Below are 17347 nucleotides of genomic sequence, written 5' to 3'. Positions count from 1 at the left end.
TCAACGACGACAGTCAAATTGACTTTCATGGATTTGCACGTGGTCCGGTTGATCCGCATCGACCTCGTGTTGAAGTGTTTATCGAAGAATTTAAGGGGTTCCAATGAAGTGGACAAACGAACGCGAAGTGTTAACGCAGGCGCTTACTATTGCACACAAAAGTGGTGCGCTTGAACCATCGATTTATCAATCGAAACGTGGACCGAAAGAAACGCGTCCAGCGAAAAATATCAATCAAATTGTTTGTGACTGTGTGGAAGCGGCGCAAATTATTTCACTGGTTGAAAAACAGGAACGGCCACTTCGAGCATGGGCGTGGTACGTGTATGGTCCAGTGAGCTATGAGCAGCACCACTGGGTATTGAATCGAAGAGGGTGGCAACAGTGGCAACGCTTCAAAGCGGTAAACATCAACAATCCAAAATCGCTTTTGCAACGCATGGCACTGAATACGTTAGCATTGGAAGATGCTCGAGCGTTGGCGCGTTCTGATCACGAACGGCGCAAATACAAACCAAGCGATGTGTCAAAGGCAACGGACGTTTCAATCGATAATTTTTGCAAAAATTATCAATCGGATTACGAAACACACATCGAACGATTTATTGCGCTGGATGACAAATTGTTGAACCGTGTTTTTCATGTGGTTAAGCATGCGAAACAAGGCAATCGAGAGTCATTGTGTTACCTATAGTGTACTACTGTTACCCGCTTGCAATAACCCTGTGATTCGGTATAATTTCCCCATACTGGCGCGAATGCCAACCAGAGAAACCGAAGTGTAAAAACTTCGGTTTTTTTGTGTCTGAAATTTTTTCTCCCCTTAACCGACTCGGGATTTTCTCGCAGTCGGTTTTTTATTGCCTGAGATTTCTTATGCCCACAAATGATCCGAATAATTTGAATGTGCTTGAACTTGTCGGTTGGATCGCACTTGCCGTTCTTGGCGGCGTTGTGAAATTTTTACGTGACAAGGTATTCAACACAGACGTGGTGAATTGGCGAAAGGCGAAGGTTTGGTTTGAGTTGACTGCCGAATTGTTTACCAGCGCGTTTGTGGGAATGCTGGCGTATTTTGCGTGTCAGGCAATGGGCGTGAGTGAAATGTGGACGGCGTGTGTGGTGGGCGTGTCGGGGCATCAAGGCGGCAAAATGATTGCCGTGTTTTTACGATTGATTGAGCAGAGGTTGGGTAAGTGAGTTTTCAATTTGGAACGACATCGAAAGCGCGATTGGCGACTGCGCATGACGATTTGCAAAGGGTGTTCAACGCAGTGATTGAGCGTGTGGATTGCACGATTGTGTGTGGCCATCGAAGCGAGCTAGAGCAAAACGCAGTGTTTCATGCAGGCAAATCAAAAGTGCGCTGGCCGAACTCTAAACACAACACGTTTCCATCGCTTGCGGTCGATGCCGCGCCCTATTGTTCGAAACGGCATGGCATTCCTTGGCAAGACAAACAGCGCTTTAAAGACTTTGCGGCCATTGTGTTGGAAGAGGCGGAGCGGCTAGGGGTAAAGCTGCGATGGGGCGGCGATTGGGACGGTGACGGAGACACAAGCGACCAACGTTTTAACGATTTACCACACTACGAGTTAGTTCTATGAGTTTTCTATTTTCGATGTTGTCACGCTTAAAAAATCCCATAGCTGTAATTGCCTTACTGGCAATCGCTTTGTACGTCACTTGGGAAAAGTTTGACGAAGCGAAAGCACACATTGCAGTGATGGAACAGGATCACGCCTTGCAGGTGGATGTTTTACAAGGGGTGATCAACGAACAGTCGGAAACCATCGGTAAACTTCGCTTTGATGCCGTGTTGGCTGAGCAAACCATTACACAAGTTAACGAAGCCAAACAACGAGCGCACAGTCAAGCCCGTCAATTACAACACGAGTTAACGCAAATCTATGAACACAATCAAATCACTCAAGCGTGGGCTGATACTGCCATTCCTGCTGATGTTAGGCGGCTGCTCATTCACGCCGAAAACGATCACAGTCACCAAGCGCGTGATGGTCCTGCCACCGAAAGCATTGATCCAAAATTGTGAAACGGTTCGCTTTGACGGACGACGCAATCGTGACTTGGTGGATTACGCTGTCGCACTTGAAAAAGCACACGCGATTTGTTCCGCACAAGTTAAAGCGTTAGCGCATTGGCGCGAACAACAAGAGCGTTAATTGATGGCAAACATCACACCCATTCAGTCGTGGTTTTCGCAGTATGCTGCATCGCGCTCGTTTGATGCAGTGAATTTAACCAAGGGCGATGTCGTTGTTGCCGCAACGAAAATGGACAACGGTGGTTCGGCCACATGTACCAGCCCAAATTTAAGTTTTGTTGAAATCGGAAATCAACACGGCTGTTATTTTTGGTACGCGGTGGCTTCGAATGATTTAACGTCGGAAGTGGTCACGGTCACCTTTGGCGGCGCTTCACCCAAAGCGGGTGGTCAGTTGTTTCGCGTTACAGGCGCTGATGCTAACCATCCTTTTGAGCAAATCATTTTTGGAGTGCATTCCGGCAGTGGTTCCAACCCTGAGCCGCGCAGTGAATTCATTGCACTGGCTGACTTAGCGAATACTGCCAACGAAACTCTTTTTGTGATTGGCATTGAGGGTGGTGAATGTTCAACAGTGACACCTGCAACGGAAATACTCAATCCAAATCCGGTGAATTACAAAGCGAATTTGTATTCGCGCTACACATCACCCGGTGTGACATCGTTTGAGTATGCCATTCCCTTTAAATACAACACGGGGATTTATTGCGGCCTTGAAGTACGTCAAGCTGGTGGTGCGTCTACGGAGGCCAGTGGTACTGCCAATCTATCCGCGACAAGTGAAGTTAATCCAACCGGTCAAAAACAGTCAGATGATTTTGCAACACTTTCTACCACTTCATCGGTTTCCGGAGTTGGACGCAAGGCGGCTATTTCGTCTGCCACAGCTCAAGCGGTCGTCAATGTCAGTGCGTTAAGTCAAAAACACATCGCGCACACTCTTGAGCTGAGCGTTCCAACATCCGGCACCGTATTGGGCGAAAAACACGTCTACAGCAACGAAAGCATTTCTGTTAAGGCTTCGATCAGTCTTGTTGGAGAAAAGCCAAGTAATGTGAATGTAGGCTTATTGAGTGTGCCCTCGATTACCGCGCTGGGAACTAAATCTTCGATTGGCACAGCAACACTTTCTGTAACCATTCAATGGCTTCTTGTTGAAAACGCAAAGACGTTACCCACATTAGATAGCGATGATTTAACACTGTTTGGATTGAGTGGCTTTAGCTTTCAGTCGCTGTCTGATGAATTCACTTTAGTAAAACTTTAGGATTTGAAAATGCCATTATCCACTTCTGCAAAAAATTTAATGTTGGATGCACTTGATATTAATTCCGTTGCATTACATTCGGGCGACCCAGGCGCTGTTGGAACGGACAACGAAATTTCTGGTGGTAGCTACGCACGTCAAACCATTACTTTTTCAGCCGCAACAAATGGTGCAAGAGATTCCAGCAATCAACCCGCGTTTAACGTTCCTGGTAGTGCAACTGTTGCGTGGGTTTCGTTTTGGGCGAATACAACGTTTCGAGGCTCACGCCAATTGGCAACGCCTGAAACTTTCGGCTCTGATGGGACTTACACACTGACCGATTCTGATTTAGTGCTCAGCGATGCCTAACTTATTAGAACGAGTATTCAACGGGCGCGATAACGAAATTGAAATTCTGGTAACGAACAATGGAACGCCTGTTGATTGGTCGAGTGTGACGCGTTGGACCTGCGAAGCAAACAACATCACGCTGGATACGCAAGTGGCAACAGGTGCAATTACTGGTGATGCAAACGGAGTTATTAAATTGCGTTTAGGTAGTGCGGGTTTTACACCGGGCCTGCATTATCTTCGCTTAACATCTTATGATCCTGAGCATCCAAACGGGCAAGTAATTGCCAGTCCTAATACCAAAAACAAGATTGAAATTCTGGTTGAATAATGTGAGCTTTTCCATAGAGCACGATTTAAGAGACTGTGTGAAAGATTTAACGCAGTTGCAAAAACTCGCCATACCCGAAGCGATTAAAATTGCTCAAAATAAAACGCTTTCCAGTGTGCGTGTTGCAGCTCAAAAGGCAATAGCGAAAGAGTCTGGAATGCTTCAGAAAACGGTTAAAGAGCGATTGATTGAACGTCCAACCAATCGTTTTGATAAAGCAGCAATATTGGATGCTAAGACCGGTCGCGCCTATAACTTGATTGCCTCTGTTCCAAAAAGTCAGCGCAGACCAGGTTATTTCAATAAGCGGATTAAAACCGGTAAACGTAAAGGTCAATATCGTGCGCAAGGTGTGGTTGCTAAGGCGTGGGGTGAGCGTAAAGTTTATAAACACACCTTTATTGTTAATAGTCGTAATGGGCCGATTGTAGTATCTCGAAAGAATAATAAGCTTGAGTCTAAAGCAGGGCCTTCAATAAGAAGGATATTTAATGACGAAGAAATACGCGTGATCATGCGCAGTAAAGCTGCAGAGCGAATGCCAATCGAGTTCAATCGTGCGATCAAAAAATTAATCCGAGTTAAGTCTAAATAATTTTAGAACTGTCAAGTTCAAGTACGCAAAAATAATTTAAAAAAAGGTACTTTTAAAGCTTGACATTGGGGGTGCGTGGCCTCGCGGCGTTTCCTTTGTGCGTGGCCTTTCAAATCAGTTTTTTTGTTTTCTTCTCAGGTTATCCAAATGAAAGTCAATCGCAGTGACCTAGCGGCTTTGCTGGGTGTTTCGTTGCCTACGATAAATGTAAAAGTAAAAGCAGGAATGCCCTTTGTTTCAAAAGGAAGTCGGGGCAAAGAATGGGTGTTCGAAACGGTCGAAGTTTTAGCCTGGGAAAAAGAGCAAGCGGTGTTTGGAGCGGTTGGCGATGTTGAAACCGCAGACAAGGATACGTTGTACACACGAAAGCTACGTGCAGAAACGGAAGGTGCTGAAATTGATCTAAGAAAAAAGAAAGGAGAAGTTGCCGAGCTGTCGGAAGTTGAACGGCAATGGAGCGGTCTACTTATTGAGCTACGTTCACGCTTAAGACAAGTTGCGGATAGAGCTTCGCGCGGCGTTATTGGTTTGAATCGAGAACGAGATATTAAAGAAATCATACAAGATGAAATTGATCAGGCATTAGAAGTTATTGCCGACAACTATGACGGATGTGACGAATTCGACGACGCAGAAAGCGAGTCTGAGGAATATTGATGGTGTAAAGTTAACTTTAAAACGATCACTTCAACATTTAAAACCGCCCGAAAAATTAAAGCCTTCGGAATGGGCTGAAAAAAAATGCCGGATCCCAACTGGAAACAAAACGCCTGGCCCTGTTCGCTTCCGAAACGCACCTTACCAAGTTGAACCGCTCGACATGATGGAGCATCCCGATTGCATTCGCATTACCTTAATGTGGGGCGCGCAAACGGGTAAGTCGCAAGTGCAGTTGATGGGTATGGGGTATTACATCGATCACAACCCGCAATCGATCATGCACATGCAGCCTAGTCAGGGCGACTTGCAAACTTGGTTAAGTGCCAAGTTTGATCCAATGGTCGATACCACACCAAGCTTAAAAACCAAGATCGCTGCCGCTCGTGGGCGCGACGGTGTCAATAACCAACGCATGAAACAATACCCCGGTGGCTTTTTAATGTTCGCCTGGGCCGGTTCGCCCAAAACTATGCGAGGTCGTAGCGCACCGAAAATCTTTCCCGATGAAATCGACGGTTACGAACGCACCGAAGAAGGTAATGCTATTGGCCTGTTGTTTCAACGTTCCGCAACCTTCGGTGATGATCGTTTGTTGTTTGAAACGTCAACGCCAACACTCAAAGGTTATAGCGCGATTGAAAGCGCTTTTGATTCCGGTGATCAACGCCGATGGCACTGCGAGTGTCCCCATTGCAATGAAAAGCAATACCTCAAGTGGTCACAAGTGAACTGGCAAAAAGAGGAGAGCGGCGAACACTTACCCGAAACGGCTGTGTACGTTTGCGAACATTGTGGCGTGGGTTGGAACGATGCCGAACGTTACGCCGCTATACGTAATGGCGAATGGATCGCTGCAAAACCGTTCAAAGGTCATGCAAGTTATCACCTGCCCGAAATGTGCAGTATGTTCCGACGATTGGCTGATATTGTTCAATCATTTCTCGATAAAAAATCGACTGGTGATCTACAAACCTTCGTGAATGTCTCGCTTGCTGAAACGTGGGAAGAAGAAGGCGAAACCACCGATCATCAAACGCTCATGAATCGACGTGAAACTTTTGAACATGAGATCCCTGAAGGCGCTTGTGCGCTGATCCTTTCTGCAGATGTTCAGCAAGATCGGATCGAATACAAAGTCAAAGCATTTGGCCCCGGTGAGGAAAACTGGGACATTTATTTTAAAACATTACGCGGCGATCCTACGACGCAAAAACTTTGGGACGAGTTTGATAAGGAAATTAATCAAACCTTTCGACACGCAACCGGTGCCATCCTTTCTATCGGTTGTACAGTTATCGACTCGGGCGCATTCACCGATCATGTTTATAAGTTTGTAAAGCCGCGAGAAGGCCAACGCGTTTACGCCATCAAGGGTAAGGGTGGTGATGGTATTCCGCTGGTCAATCGTGGCAGTCGAAACAATAAGTACAACGTTCGACTGTTTACAGTGGGTGTCGATGCAGGCAAGGATTTGATTTATCGCCGTTTCAAAGTAGAAGAGCCAGGACCGGGTTATTGTCATTTCTCAAAGCATCCATGTTTTGATGAGGAATACTTTTTACAGCTTTGTTCTGAGAAACGTGTGACACGCTTTTCAAAAGGCAAGGTTCGATCGGAGTGGATTAAAAAGCGTGCGCGTAATGAAGCGCTCGATCTCGAAAACTACGCGCTTGCAGGGCTTTATATTTGGCAACCGAATCTTGAGCGCCTTCTTGCAAATCTTGATGCCACACCAGAAGAACGGCAAGAGAAAGCGCAAGTGAAACGTGAGCAACGACAACAAGCAACAAACAACCGTTGGATAAATTCAAGGGGTGGATGGTTATGAATGAAACAGAAATCAGAGACATGATCGCACGATACCTACAAGCCGAACGCGATGTGCTTGCGGGTAAGGAAATCAGTTTCCAAGGTCGCACGATGAAGCTTGAAGACTTAAGTGAAATTCGAGCAGGTCGTGTCGCATTAGAGCTGAGACTCAAACACGTTAAAGGTAAAGGGCGGATGGGTTCGCTTGTGAGGTTTTCTTAATGAATGTGATTGATCGCTTTGCGCTTGCGGTTTCACCCACCTGGGCGATGCGACGACAACACAAACGCATGGTGATTAAGGCGTATGAAGCGGCGAAACCTTCGCGCACACACAAACGCAAAGCCGATCATCGAAGTGGTGATGAAGCCATAAAGGTCGCAGGCCGAAGTATTCGAGGACAAGCGCGCTATTACGAAGAAAATTACGATGTCGTTGGTGCCATCTTCGACACCCTAGAAACCAATGTGATTGGCCCTGAAGGGATCCGTGTTGAGCCATTACCACTGACTTTTGATGGTGAAGTGCATGATGCTTTCGCAAGTGAGCTTTCCTATTTGTTTTCGGAATGGTCGTTAAAGCCGGAAACCACACACGAACTCACGCGGCCCGAGATGGAACGTTTGTTGTGTCGCTCATGGGTGCGTGATGGTGAAGTGTTTGAAAAGTATCACATTGGCAACATTGCAGGTTTCAAACATACAAGTGCTGTGCCTTTTGCTGTTGAATGTTTGGAAGCGGATTTTTTACCCGACGATCTTAACGACACTAAGAAAAAAATCACGCAAGGCGTTGAGCGCAACGACTGGGGCCAACCCACGTTTTATCACTTCTATAAGTTTCATCCTGGTGATTCCACCGGCTTTTTGAATTCTCAAATGGTGCGCGTACCGGCCGAACGAGTTCAACATTTAAAGAACAGTAAACGACTTCGACAGGCGCGCGGTGTGTCCGTGTTGCACGCGGTGTTGGGGCGACTTGAAGACATTAAAGATTACGAAGAATCGGAACGCGTTGCTGCACGTGTGGCAGCGGCTTTAACGGCGTATATCAAACGCGGTGATCCTGCTTCTTTTAACAATGGTGAGTTGGACAGCGAGGGCCATCGTCTGCTGAGTATTGCGCCAGGCATGTTCATTGATGATCTTATGCCGGGTGAAGACGTTGGCACCATTCAAAGCAATCGACCCTCGACGTTACTGCAACCGTTTTTGGATTCAATGACACGGCGACTGGCGGCAGGAACGCGCACCAACTATTCGAGCATTTCACGCAATTACGAAGGTTCGTATTCTGCAAAACGACAAGAGTTGGTTGAAGGTTTTTCGCATTATCAGGTTTTACAAAATCAATTCATTGGAAAAATTTCACGGCCCAATTATCGCACCTTTGTTGACGTTGCGATTGCATCTGGCGCTGTGAAAGTACCTCCCAATGTGGATCCGCGAACGGTTCAACTGGCGGCTTATTTTGGACCTGTCATGCCTTGGATTGATCCGGACAAAGAATCGAAAGCACACGAGCGCGATGTGAAAGCCGGGTTCAATACGCAAGCGAATGTGATCCGTTCGAAAGGTTTGGTGCCCAGTGAAGTGATGAATGCGCGAGTGAAAGAAGTGAAGTTTAACCGAGAGCATGAATTGCTATTTTCTTCGGACGCTTCGAGCGAACAAGCCAAAGAGCCGACCGAACCGAAACAACATTCTGACGAAAACGAAGAAGGTGAAAGCGATGCCGAAGAATAAAGGCTGGTACGAAATCAAGGCGATGCAATCCGGCGTCGCAGAAATTTACATTTATGACGAGATTGGTTTTTGGGGGTTAACCGCTCAAGACTTTGCTCGCGATCTAAAAGAACTGAAAAACGTTTCAGACATTCATCTTCGGGTGAACAGTCCTGGCGGTAACGTGTTTGATGGCATTGCCATTTATAACTTGCTGAAAAGTCATAGCGCGAATGTGGTTGCACACGTTGACGGTATTGCGGCATCGATGGCGTCGGTGATTATTATGGCCGCCAATAAAGTGGTGATGCCTGAGAACACCTTACTCATGATCCATAACCCATTAGGTGGTGCAATGGGTGAAGCGGAAGAGTTACGCAAAACCGCTGACTTGCTCGACAAAGTAAAAGGCACCTTGATCAGCGCATACATGAGCCGGTCGAATTTAAGTGAGGAAGACATCAGCGCGTTGATGGATGCGGAAACGTATCTTACCGCAAACGAAGCGTTAAACGCTGGCTTGATTGATGAAGTGGAAAGCGCGATTGAGATTGAAAATAAGTTTTCCATCCAGCGTTTTAAGAATGCACCCACACACGTTAAAAACTGCTTCGATGTTTCTAGCAAACAAGACAATCCGACAGTAGAGAACATCGACCGTTCTGTTTCAAACCATCCAAACCAAGAGGTAAACAATATGCCCCAGGCAACTCAAGACAATCACGACGAGATTAAACATCAGGCTAAGCAGGACGCATTAAAAGCGGAGCAACAGCGGCGAGACGACATCAAAGCGGTGTTTAAAAACTTTGATGGCACTACAGAGGTATTAAACACCTGTTTGGATGATTTCGACTGCACCGCCGATCATGCGCGCCAAAAACTCTTGGATCATTTAGGCAGTCAAAGCAAACCGCAACAAGGCGGTTTTGGCGTTCGTATTAGCAACGGTCAATCGGACCGTGATGCAGCGATTGTTGCGTTATCGCATCGAGCGGGACTGGCTGTTGATGCAAAAGATTTAAAGGATACGGGCGCGTATCGTTCCATGTCGTTACTCGAAATGGCGCGAGCGAGTTTGCAAGCACACGGCATGGGCGCTGCTTCTTATGATCGCATGGGATTAGTTGGCGCAGCTTTTACGCACAGCTCTGGTGATTTCGGTTATATCCTGCAAGACGTTGCACACAAATCCATGTTAAAAGGCGTTGAAGAAGCCGACGAAACGTTTCAAATTTGGACCGGAGAAGGCACTTTAAGCGATTTTAAAACTTCGCATCGCGCCGACTTAAACGCGTTTCCCAGTTTGCGAAAAGTGCAAGAAGGTGCCGAGTATAAATACGCGACTCTGAGTGATCGTGGTGAAAAAGTGTGGCTTGCCACTTACGGTGAACTGTTTTCTATCACGCGTCAAACCATCATTAACGACGATATGGATATGTTAAGCCGCATTCCTCGTTTGATGGGACGCGCTGCCATTCGCACCGTGGGTGATTTGGTATACGCATTATTGGTTTCAAATCCGAGCCTTTCAACCGGGCATGCTTTGTTCAGTACGCAACATAAAAACTTGGCAACGGGTACAGGCTCGGCGTTGTCGATCAATTCACTCGATGCGGGACGAACCGCAATGGCAAAACAAAAACTACCGAATCAAAGCGCTTCCAACATTCGTCCTGAGTTTTTGTTAACACCGGTTGGCCTTGAAGGCACTGCGAAGCAACTGATGGAATCCACGGCGGATCCTGATGGCAAGCATTCACAAGTGCGCAATAAAGTGTATGGCATGGCACAAACGGTTACTGATGCACGTTTGGATGATGCCAGTGCAACGGCGTGGTATTTAATTGGAGGCAAACATCACGATACCATTCAGGTGAATTATTTGGACGGAAACAAAACGCCGTATCTTGAACAGCAAAACGGTTTTGAAGTGGACGGTGTGGCTTACAAGGTGCGCATTGATGCCGGTGTTAATGCACTCAGTCATTTAGCAGTTTACAAAGCGAGTGGCGCAGCTTAGTTCCTAATACACATTCAATTTCCAAAGGTCGCTTTTGCGGCCTTTTTTATTTCCACTTAAAAGGTATTCAAATATGAAAAATTACGTTCAAGACGGTGATGTATTAACCCTTACAGCGCCGGCTGGTGATGTGGTGGGCGGTCAGTTTTATTTAATTGGCAACATTGGCGTCGTTGCTCACAACCGAGCTGCGGCCGGTGAAACGTTTGTTGGTCTTCGTAAAGGTGTGTTTGGTGATTTGCCATTAGCAGCAGGCAATACGCCAGCAGAAGGCGCACGCGCTTATTGGAGCACAGCTAACAGTAACTTTACCACTACGGCATCGGGTAACACCTTGGTCGGAGCGTTTTTGTCTTATGACGCTGGCACCAGTACGTGCGAGGTATTGTTGAACGGTCAAGTGTAATTCATGGCCTGGCCTGACGATTTAGCGCGGCTGAACAGTCGCGCGTTGGCAGTGTTTGGCGAACCGGTTTTGATTCATGGCAGTGAGTATCGCGCGATTTATTCCAATGAGCCAATAGAAACCGATGCCGGATACATCAACGCTACGTTTTTGTATTTGGATCCGGTTCATAAGCGTGTGATCCATCACGGTGATCCGGTTGTGTTCGGTTCGCTTAACTATCAGATCCAACATCCCCGCGTAGAAAATGAATTCTTAGTTTGCGAGTTAGAACGTGCATAAAGTTGAAAAGATCCTCGAATCGATTAAAGAGCAATTGCAACCGCTAGTTGGATCGGCGCATGGCATTACCGGTGTGTTTTTTGAAACCGAGCTTAATCCGGAACAATTACCAGCGATTGTGATCGAACTGGGTGAAGACGTTTTGATCAATCAAGCGTCTTCCAGTCGGTTTGCGCTTTGGCAGCTCAATGTCACAACAGCCATTGTATTCACTGGTACGGGTGCGACACTGAATCAACGTTTACTCGATTTGCGTAATTCCATTCACAGCATGCTGATGAGCAGTCATCGTTTGGGCCTCGACTTCATCCTAGATCTGCAACAAACCAAACAAGGAAAGCCTGAGTTTTCAGAACGCGGTGATTATCGTGCGTGCGTGTGTTCACTGGTTTGGAGCATTCAGTACCGCACCAGTTTCCACGATCAAAGTTATGGGTGAGTTATGAAAAAAACATTCAAAGTAGAACCGCGTAAGGGTGGTTCGACAATCATCGACGCGCCGAAAAACGCAGAGAAAAAAGACAAAGAGGTGAAGCAACATGCTAACAAAAGTTGAGGCGATTGCTTTACGCATTCAATCCAATCCAACCACCGAAGCGGTACCGGCAGCAACTGATGCAATTTTGGTTGAAGACGTTAGCTTTAGTTACGAAGGCGCAACGATGGTGGAACGTAACCCCATCAAATCTGAGTTGGGTAAAGAGAAATCGATTTATGCCGGTACGTTAGGGTCATTGACGTTTTCCTCCGAGATTAAAGGATCGGGAGTTGCTGGCAGTGCGCCAGAAATTGGACAGGCGCTCCGAGCGTGTGGGCTTGCTGAAACCATTGTTGCAAGTAGCAGCGTAACTTATCGACTTGCTTCAACCGGGCATGAGTACGCCACAATTTATTATTACCAAGACGGTAAGTTGATCCGTTTGGTGGGATGTGTGGGTACCGTTGAAGTCACGGCCAACGTCGGTGAAATTGCGAAAGCATCTTTTACGTTTACCGGTCACATTCTGTCAGAAAGTGATACGCCAATGATTGCTCCGGTTTTTGATGCCACGGTGCCTGCACCATTGATTGGCGTTAACTTCACCGTGGGTTCGTTTGCAGCAGAAATCAGCGCTTTGTCGATGAACCTCAACAATGAAATTGTGACTCCGAAAAGTTTGTCGTCGAGTGACGGTTACGGGCAAGTACGCATTGGTGATCGTGATGTCAGTGGCAGCTTAGATCCGGAGATGACGTTAAACGCAACGCAAAACTTTGTAGCCGACTGGCAAAATGGAACCAGCAAAGTGATCGACACCGGTGCGGTGGGCAATACCGCGGGGAATCGCTGGCAACTGCAATTGCATCACGCCTATTACCGTGAATTGTCGCAAGCGGAACGCGATTCGATCCGAACCTATGAGATCGGTTACGGCGTTACCGGTGGTGACAACGGACTATCCTTCATTTTTACGTAAAGGTGAAACATGGCAATTAAAGTGAATACCGGATTAACGGCAGAATGGTATACGCCCAAGCAACAACCGAAAGACGAAAATCCGGCGAAGTTTTTACTCAAACCGCTCGACCAACTTGCGTACATGGAATCGCTCAGTTCGTGTAAGACCACCGACGATGGACGATACATACAAACGCCAGAAGCGGTTCGGCTTGCTCTTGGGCGAAGTTTGCAAGATTGGCAAGAAGTAATCGACCAAAATGGTAAACCACTGAAACCCACCGTGTTGAACTTGAAATATTTGCCGGTTGAGATCATTAACGAACTCTTTTGGCATGTCATGAATCTTTCAACACTCAGTCAGGAAGAAGAAAAAAACTGACCATTGCAGTTAATGTAATCAACGACCGGAAGCGTTTTAACTGCAAACAATGCGAATGGGGCCGACACTGTGACAGCAGTGATCCGGCACCTTTTGCACAATGGAAGATCCCAGGTGTCATTGAATCCAAAACTTGCCTGCTTCCGATGATCACGGATCGATCCTTCTATCTTCTCGACCTTCATAAACATTACCAACAGAACACACTTTTCACGGCAGGTGGGATCGCAGATCAACCGAATCTCTACTGCGAAGCTATGAGCTTTATAACCGGATTACAACATGAGTTTATCAGCGAATGAATACACCTTTGCACTGGTCGGTGACGACCGTACAAAAAGCATGTTTGCTTCGGTACAAAGTGGACTCGGCAAAACGTTAAAGAAAGCAGGACTGACCGACAAAGAACTCACTAAGTTAGGTCGCAATGTCACAAAGCTCGGTAAGCGTCTTGATTCGATGGCAGACAGTGCGGCGAAGTGGGGCAGTGCACTCTTTACAGGAGCTGTGGTCGGTGGTACGGCGCTCGTTAAAAAAACACTGGAGGCCAACACCGAAGTGATCCGTTTGTCCGAATCGGTTGGTGTGGGTGTCACCGCGATGAGCGAATGGAGTTATGCGGCGAAAGATGTGGGTATTTCGTCGGAAAAAATGGGCGATATTCTTAAAGACGTACAAGAAAAAATCGGTGACTTTGCAGCAACCGGTGGAGGGCCAGCGGCTAACACCATCAAGCACTTAAAACTCAATGCGGAAGAACTGATCAAGCTTGCTCCTGATCAACAATTACTAAAAATTGCTGAAGCGTTAGAAGAAGTCGGCACCACATCCGAAAAATCGTTCTATCTCGAAGAACTGGCAAGCGATGCGACTTATCTTTTGCCACTGCTCGATAACGGCGCGGAAAAATTAAAAGCGCTGCAAGCGGAAGCGCGCGCATTCGGTGTTTCGATATCCGAACTCGACGCTGCCAAGATGAAAGCCGCGCAAAAATCGATTGAACGCATTCAAGCGGTCGTTCAAGGGTTTTCCAATAACCTCACAAGTGAGGTAGCTCCCATCATTGAAGTGATGAGCGAGAAAGTGTTGGGGCTGGGTGTTAACAGTGAAACGATGGGCGAAAAAATCCGTGGTGCATTTTGGTGGGGTGCCCGCGGCGTGGGTGTGTTTGCTGATGGTTTGCACGGTGTTGAAATCGTTCTAAAAGGCACCGAGCTTGGTGTCAATTTACTCAGCCTGGGTATTTCTCAACTGGCAGTTTTTGGTGCACAGGCATTTACCAGTTTGGGCAATGCGGTCATTGATGGTCTGTTTTATCCGGTCACAAAAACATTGGCGTTGTTATCCGAGTTACCTGGTTCGGTGGGTGATAACGCTGCGCAAGCGTTGACTTCGGTGGAAGGATTTGCCAATGGTTTAAAAGTTGATGTCCCGCAAGCGCTGTATGAATTTCGTGATGCGCAAGCGGCCGCGTTTGCTGATACCAAAACGGAACTAGATCGGTTGCTTTCGGAAGAACTGCCGAGCGATGTGATCACGCGCAACATCGAAGCCATCTTTTCGGAAGCGGACGCCAAAGTACATGAAAAGATGGCTCAACTGAAAAGCAATCTTGGTCAACAAGCTGAAGGTGACGATGCGATTGCGCGCGAAGCGGAGCAGGACGCGTTACGGTTTGAAGCCAAACTGATGCGCATGCAAGAGCAATGGATGACCGAGCAAGATTTATTGCAACAAAAGTACGATCAAGATCTCGCCATTCTTGATGAAGCACTAGAAAAAGAATACTTAAGCGAAGTGGCGTATGACCATCGACGATTTAAGTTGAAAGAACAATACGCGAAAAAAGAAGCGGCGCTGAATGCGAGAAAAAACCGCGCCATTTTGAGTACGACGGTAGGCACCTTGCAAAACATTGCGAGCGTCACCGATTCCGAATCGAAGAAAGGATTCAAAATTCAGCAGCAAGTAGCGATTGGGCAAACCACAATGGCGACTTATGAGAGCGCCACACAGTCTTATAAGTCACTCGCCGGTATTCCCTATGTCGGACCAATTCTTGGCGGTATTGCAGCGGCCGTTGCCATTGCTGCAGGGATGGCAAACGTTCGAAAAATCAAAAGCTCCAAACCGGGCAGCAGCGGCGGTGGAGCGTCAGTGCCAAGTTCGGGCGGCGTGTCGGTCGCTGGTGCTTCTGGTGTGAATTCGGCGATGAATCAAGTGGAACGGCTGCGACAAAACGGAACGCAACAACAAGCGGCAACTCCGGTGATTAATTTTCATATTGCCGGTGATCTCAACTCCAACGATGCGAATACTTTTTTGCAAGATGTGAAGGATTTGATCAACAACGGCGATGTGTCCTTGATCGATCCGAGTTCGCGCAATGGACAAGATTTAGGAGGTTAAATGTCTAGCATCAGCTTTACACCAAAACGTGAAATTGTTTCGGGTGTTGGATCACTGCAGTGCGAGTTTGAACAGTTTGATTACGATCCGAAAAAGGAAGGGGCAGTACACAAAAGCTTGGATGGCACCACGGTTTCAACGCTGCACCGCTTGGAGTTTCGATACCATATTAAGACATCGGCGATTCCTGTTGCTGAGATTGGACCGTGGCGCGAATTTCACGCCAGTTGCTGCAATGGTGAGCTCTTTACCATGAGCGCTTCGGATGTTCCAGGCGCGCCAACGTCTTCCTTTCAAGCCATCTTTGAAGGCGACTCTTACAAAGAGAGGCGCAATGGTGCCTATATCACCGTCTCTTTTACACTTCGAAGGATGAATTAATGTCAGATAATTATCACGCCGTGGCAAGCTCCAATCATCAAGAGATTGTCACGGTGGTTAAGTTTTTATTCAACACGCCAGTCTATGTATCATCGCATGCGGTCAGTGGTATTACTGGTGATTATTTTTCCGGTTGTTTAATACCTTCAACCGCGATTTCGCAACGACTCAATCCTGACGAATCACGATCCGAAATTGGAAATATTCGGTTTGTGGTGTTGGATACGGGGATCACCACGCAATTCAAAAATCGACTGGAAAACAGCGAAGGATTGAAGCGCTGTGTTATTGAAGTCTACCGTGGCGCAATGGGTGATGACTTTGCTGACTTTGTGTTGGTGCAAACACAAATGATCGATAAGTCGGTATCGATGAGCAACGGACGTTATCGAATTTCGTGTTATGACATTCAGCGTTCGGCTAAGAAAAACATTTTTGCAGAAATTAAAACGCCAATTACCGCGACGTTAAATGCTGGAGATACGACCGTCAATGTTTTGAATACGGCAGCGTTTGAAGCGTGTGATCACCCTTCGAGTTTTGGCGATGCGCCAGGGCAACGCGTTTATTACTTGAAAGCAAAGAAAGAGGATCATTTTGAGATCATGCGCGCGACGGGAAAAACCGATACCCGCTTTACGGGATTAACACGCGGCCTGTTTCATACCTTGCCGTTAACCTTTGAGTTCGATGAAGAAGGGGACGGTGATGATCAAATTCAAATCGAAGAATACGTTTATTTGGAAATGCCGGTGCCTGCGCTCGTTTATGCGCTTTATACCGGTGACATTATCGGAGGCGGAAAGTTACCGAGCAATTGGCACCTGGGAGTTGATCCTAAGTGGACCGACATCACACAGTTTCAAAATGCAGGAACCGATTGGTTTGATCCGACGAATTTTAGCAAAGGATTAATTTATCGCTTTAACGGTGTGAAGCAAACCGAAGGCAAGCGCTTTATAGAAACTGAATTGCTGAGGTTGATTGCGTTTACACCGGTGGGCGCGAATGGCAAGTTAGGATTTAAACGCATTGCCGGTGTCAATCGCGAAAGCGGTTATGAGTATGTGTTCGATGAGTCGAACATTGTTAAGTACTCCGATCTCGAATACAACTTACATAAGTTGCATAACGTGATTGATCTGAAATGGGGAAAGGTTGAAATTCCCAATCGAACCAGCGGGTTTACCCGTCAATCGATCCTTTATGATCCAAGCAGTGTTGAAACGCATCGCGGTCGTT

Annotated in this window: 22 protein-coding genes; all 22 read left to right on the top strand. The window is 46.9% G+C overall.

Going from position 1 to position 17347, the window contains the following annotated elements; translation table 11 throughout:
• Positions 1-103: 103 nt before the first annotated feature.
• Positions 104-694 carry a hypothetical protein gene (locus tag ACTUJY_RS20405; RefSeq protein ID WP_463617987.1) on the top strand — a complete coding sequence of 197 codons (591 nt, stop codon included), beginning with the start codon at positions 104-106 and terminating at the stop codon, positions 692-694.
• Positions 695-876: 182 nt separating this feature from the next.
• Positions 877-1200 carry a phage holin family protein gene (locus ACTUJY_RS20400; RefSeq protein ID WP_463617986.1) on the top strand — a complete coding sequence of 108 codons (324 nt, stop codon included), beginning with the start codon at positions 877-879 and terminating at the stop codon, positions 1198-1200.
• Entirely contained in the window at positions 1197-1607 is a 411-nt protein-coding gene (locus ACTUJY_RS20395) for a M15 family metallopeptidase domain-containing protein (protein ID WP_463617985.1), read from the top strand. The genes ACTUJY_RS20400 and ACTUJY_RS20395 overlap by 4 nt, the downstream gene beginning before the upstream one ends.
• A complete protein-coding gene (locus ACTUJY_RS20390; RefSeq protein ID WP_463617984.1) occupies positions 1604-2053 on the top strand; it encodes a hypothetical protein in 450 nt (149 codons plus the stop codon). Before ACTUJY_RS20395 ends, ACTUJY_RS20390 begins: the two co-directional genes overlap by 4 nt.
• A complete protein-coding gene (gene lysC, locus ACTUJY_RS20385) occupies positions 1962-2183 on the top strand; it encodes an Rz1-like lysis system protein LysC (RefSeq protein WP_463617983.1) in 222 nt (73 codons plus the stop codon). The genes ACTUJY_RS20390 and lysC overlap by 92 nt, the downstream gene beginning before the upstream one ends.
• A gap of 3 nt (positions 2184-2186) precedes the next feature.
• Entirely contained in the window at positions 2187-3332 is a 1146-nt protein-coding gene (locus ACTUJY_RS20380; protein WP_463617982.1) for a hypothetical protein, read from the top strand.
• A gap of 9 nt (positions 3333-3341) precedes the next feature.
• Complete coding sequence (locus ACTUJY_RS20375; RefSeq protein ID WP_463617981.1) at positions 3342-3683, top strand: phage tail fiber protein; 342 nt, start codon at positions 3342-3344, stop codon at positions 3681-3683.
• Complete coding sequence (locus tag ACTUJY_RS20370; RefSeq protein WP_463617980.1) at positions 3676-3996, top strand: hypothetical protein; 321 nt, start codon at positions 3676-3678, stop codon at positions 3994-3996. Before ACTUJY_RS20375 ends, ACTUJY_RS20370 begins: the two co-directional genes overlap by 8 nt.
• Before the next feature lies 1 nt (position 3997).
• On the top strand, positions 3998-4591 hold the full coding sequence (locus tag ACTUJY_RS20365; protein ID WP_463617979.1) for a phage tail protein: 594 nt from the start codon (positions 3998-4000) through the stop codon (positions 4589-4591).
• Between the two features lie 147 nt (positions 4592-4738).
• Positions 4739-5248, top strand: coding sequence for a terminase small subunit (locus tag ACTUJY_RS20360; RefSeq protein ID WP_463617978.1), 510 nt, complete (start codon positions 4739-4741; stop codon positions 5246-5248).
• Positions 5196-7079, top strand: coding sequence for a phage terminase large subunit family protein (locus ACTUJY_RS20355; RefSeq protein ID WP_463617977.1), 1884 nt, complete (start codon positions 5196-5198; stop codon positions 7077-7079). Before ACTUJY_RS20360 ends, ACTUJY_RS20355 begins: the two co-directional genes overlap by 53 nt.
• Entirely contained in the window at positions 7076-7282 is a 207-nt protein-coding gene (locus ACTUJY_RS20350; RefSeq protein WP_463617976.1) for a hypothetical protein, read from the top strand. The genes ACTUJY_RS20355 and ACTUJY_RS20350 overlap by 4 nt, the downstream gene beginning before the upstream one ends.
• Positions 7282-8805 (top strand): phage portal protein, encoded by a 1524-nt coding sequence (locus ACTUJY_RS20345; RefSeq protein WP_463617975.1) that lies wholly within the window; start codon positions 7282-7284, stop codon positions 8803-8805. Before ACTUJY_RS20350 ends, ACTUJY_RS20345 begins: the two co-directional genes overlap by 1 nt.
• Positions 8792-10807, top strand: a complete 2016-nt coding sequence (locus tag ACTUJY_RS20340; protein ID WP_463617974.1) for a ClpP-like prohead protease/major capsid protein fusion protein — start codon at positions 8792-8794, stop codon at positions 10805-10807. The genes ACTUJY_RS20345 and ACTUJY_RS20340 overlap by 14 nt, the downstream gene beginning before the upstream one ends.
• 73 nt (positions 10808-10880) lie before the next feature.
• Positions 10881-11213 carry a DUF2190 family protein gene (locus ACTUJY_RS20335; RefSeq protein ID WP_463617973.1) on the top strand — a complete coding sequence of 111 codons (333 nt, stop codon included), beginning with the start codon at positions 10881-10883 and terminating at the stop codon, positions 11211-11213.
• Between the two features lie 3 nt (positions 11214-11216).
• Positions 11217-11495 carry a hypothetical protein gene (locus ACTUJY_RS20330; RefSeq protein ID WP_463617972.1) on the top strand — a complete coding sequence of 93 codons (279 nt, stop codon included), beginning with the start codon at positions 11217-11219 and terminating at the stop codon, positions 11493-11495.
• Entirely contained in the window at positions 11488-11934 is a 447-nt protein-coding gene (locus ACTUJY_RS20325; RefSeq protein WP_463617971.1) for a hypothetical protein, read from the top strand. Before ACTUJY_RS20330 ends, ACTUJY_RS20325 begins: the two co-directional genes overlap by 8 nt.
• Positions 11935-12034: 100 nt before the next feature.
• Positions 12035-12952 (top strand): phage tail tube protein, encoded by a 918-nt coding sequence (locus ACTUJY_RS20320; RefSeq protein WP_463617970.1) that lies wholly within the window; start codon positions 12035-12037, stop codon positions 12950-12952.
• 9 nt (positions 12953-12961) lie between these two features.
• Positions 12962-13315: a hypothetical protein gene (locus ACTUJY_RS20315; protein WP_463617969.1), complete on the top strand. Its 354-nt coding sequence runs from the start codon at positions 12962-12964 to the stop codon at positions 13313-13315.
• A gap of 282 nt (positions 13316-13597) precedes the next feature.
• Positions 13598-15724, top strand: coding sequence for a hypothetical protein (locus ACTUJY_RS20310; protein ID WP_463617968.1), 2127 nt, complete (start codon positions 13598-13600; stop codon positions 15722-15724).
• Positions 15725-16105 (top strand): hypothetical protein, encoded by a 381-nt coding sequence (locus ACTUJY_RS20305; RefSeq protein ID WP_463617967.1) that lies wholly within the window; start codon positions 15725-15727, stop codon positions 16103-16105. It begins immediately after the preceding gene.
• The coding region (locus ACTUJY_RS20300) for a hypothetical protein (protein WP_463617966.1) at positions 16105-17347 on the top strand (1243 nt) is incomplete at its 3' end. The genes ACTUJY_RS20305 and ACTUJY_RS20300, both read left to right, overlap by 1 nt.

It is taken from the genome of Pleionea sp. WD8-19, from assembly GCF_055326765.1.
The sequence above is the reverse complement of the archived record's forward strand: the minus strand, read 5'-3'. Positions and strand labels throughout refer to the sequence as shown.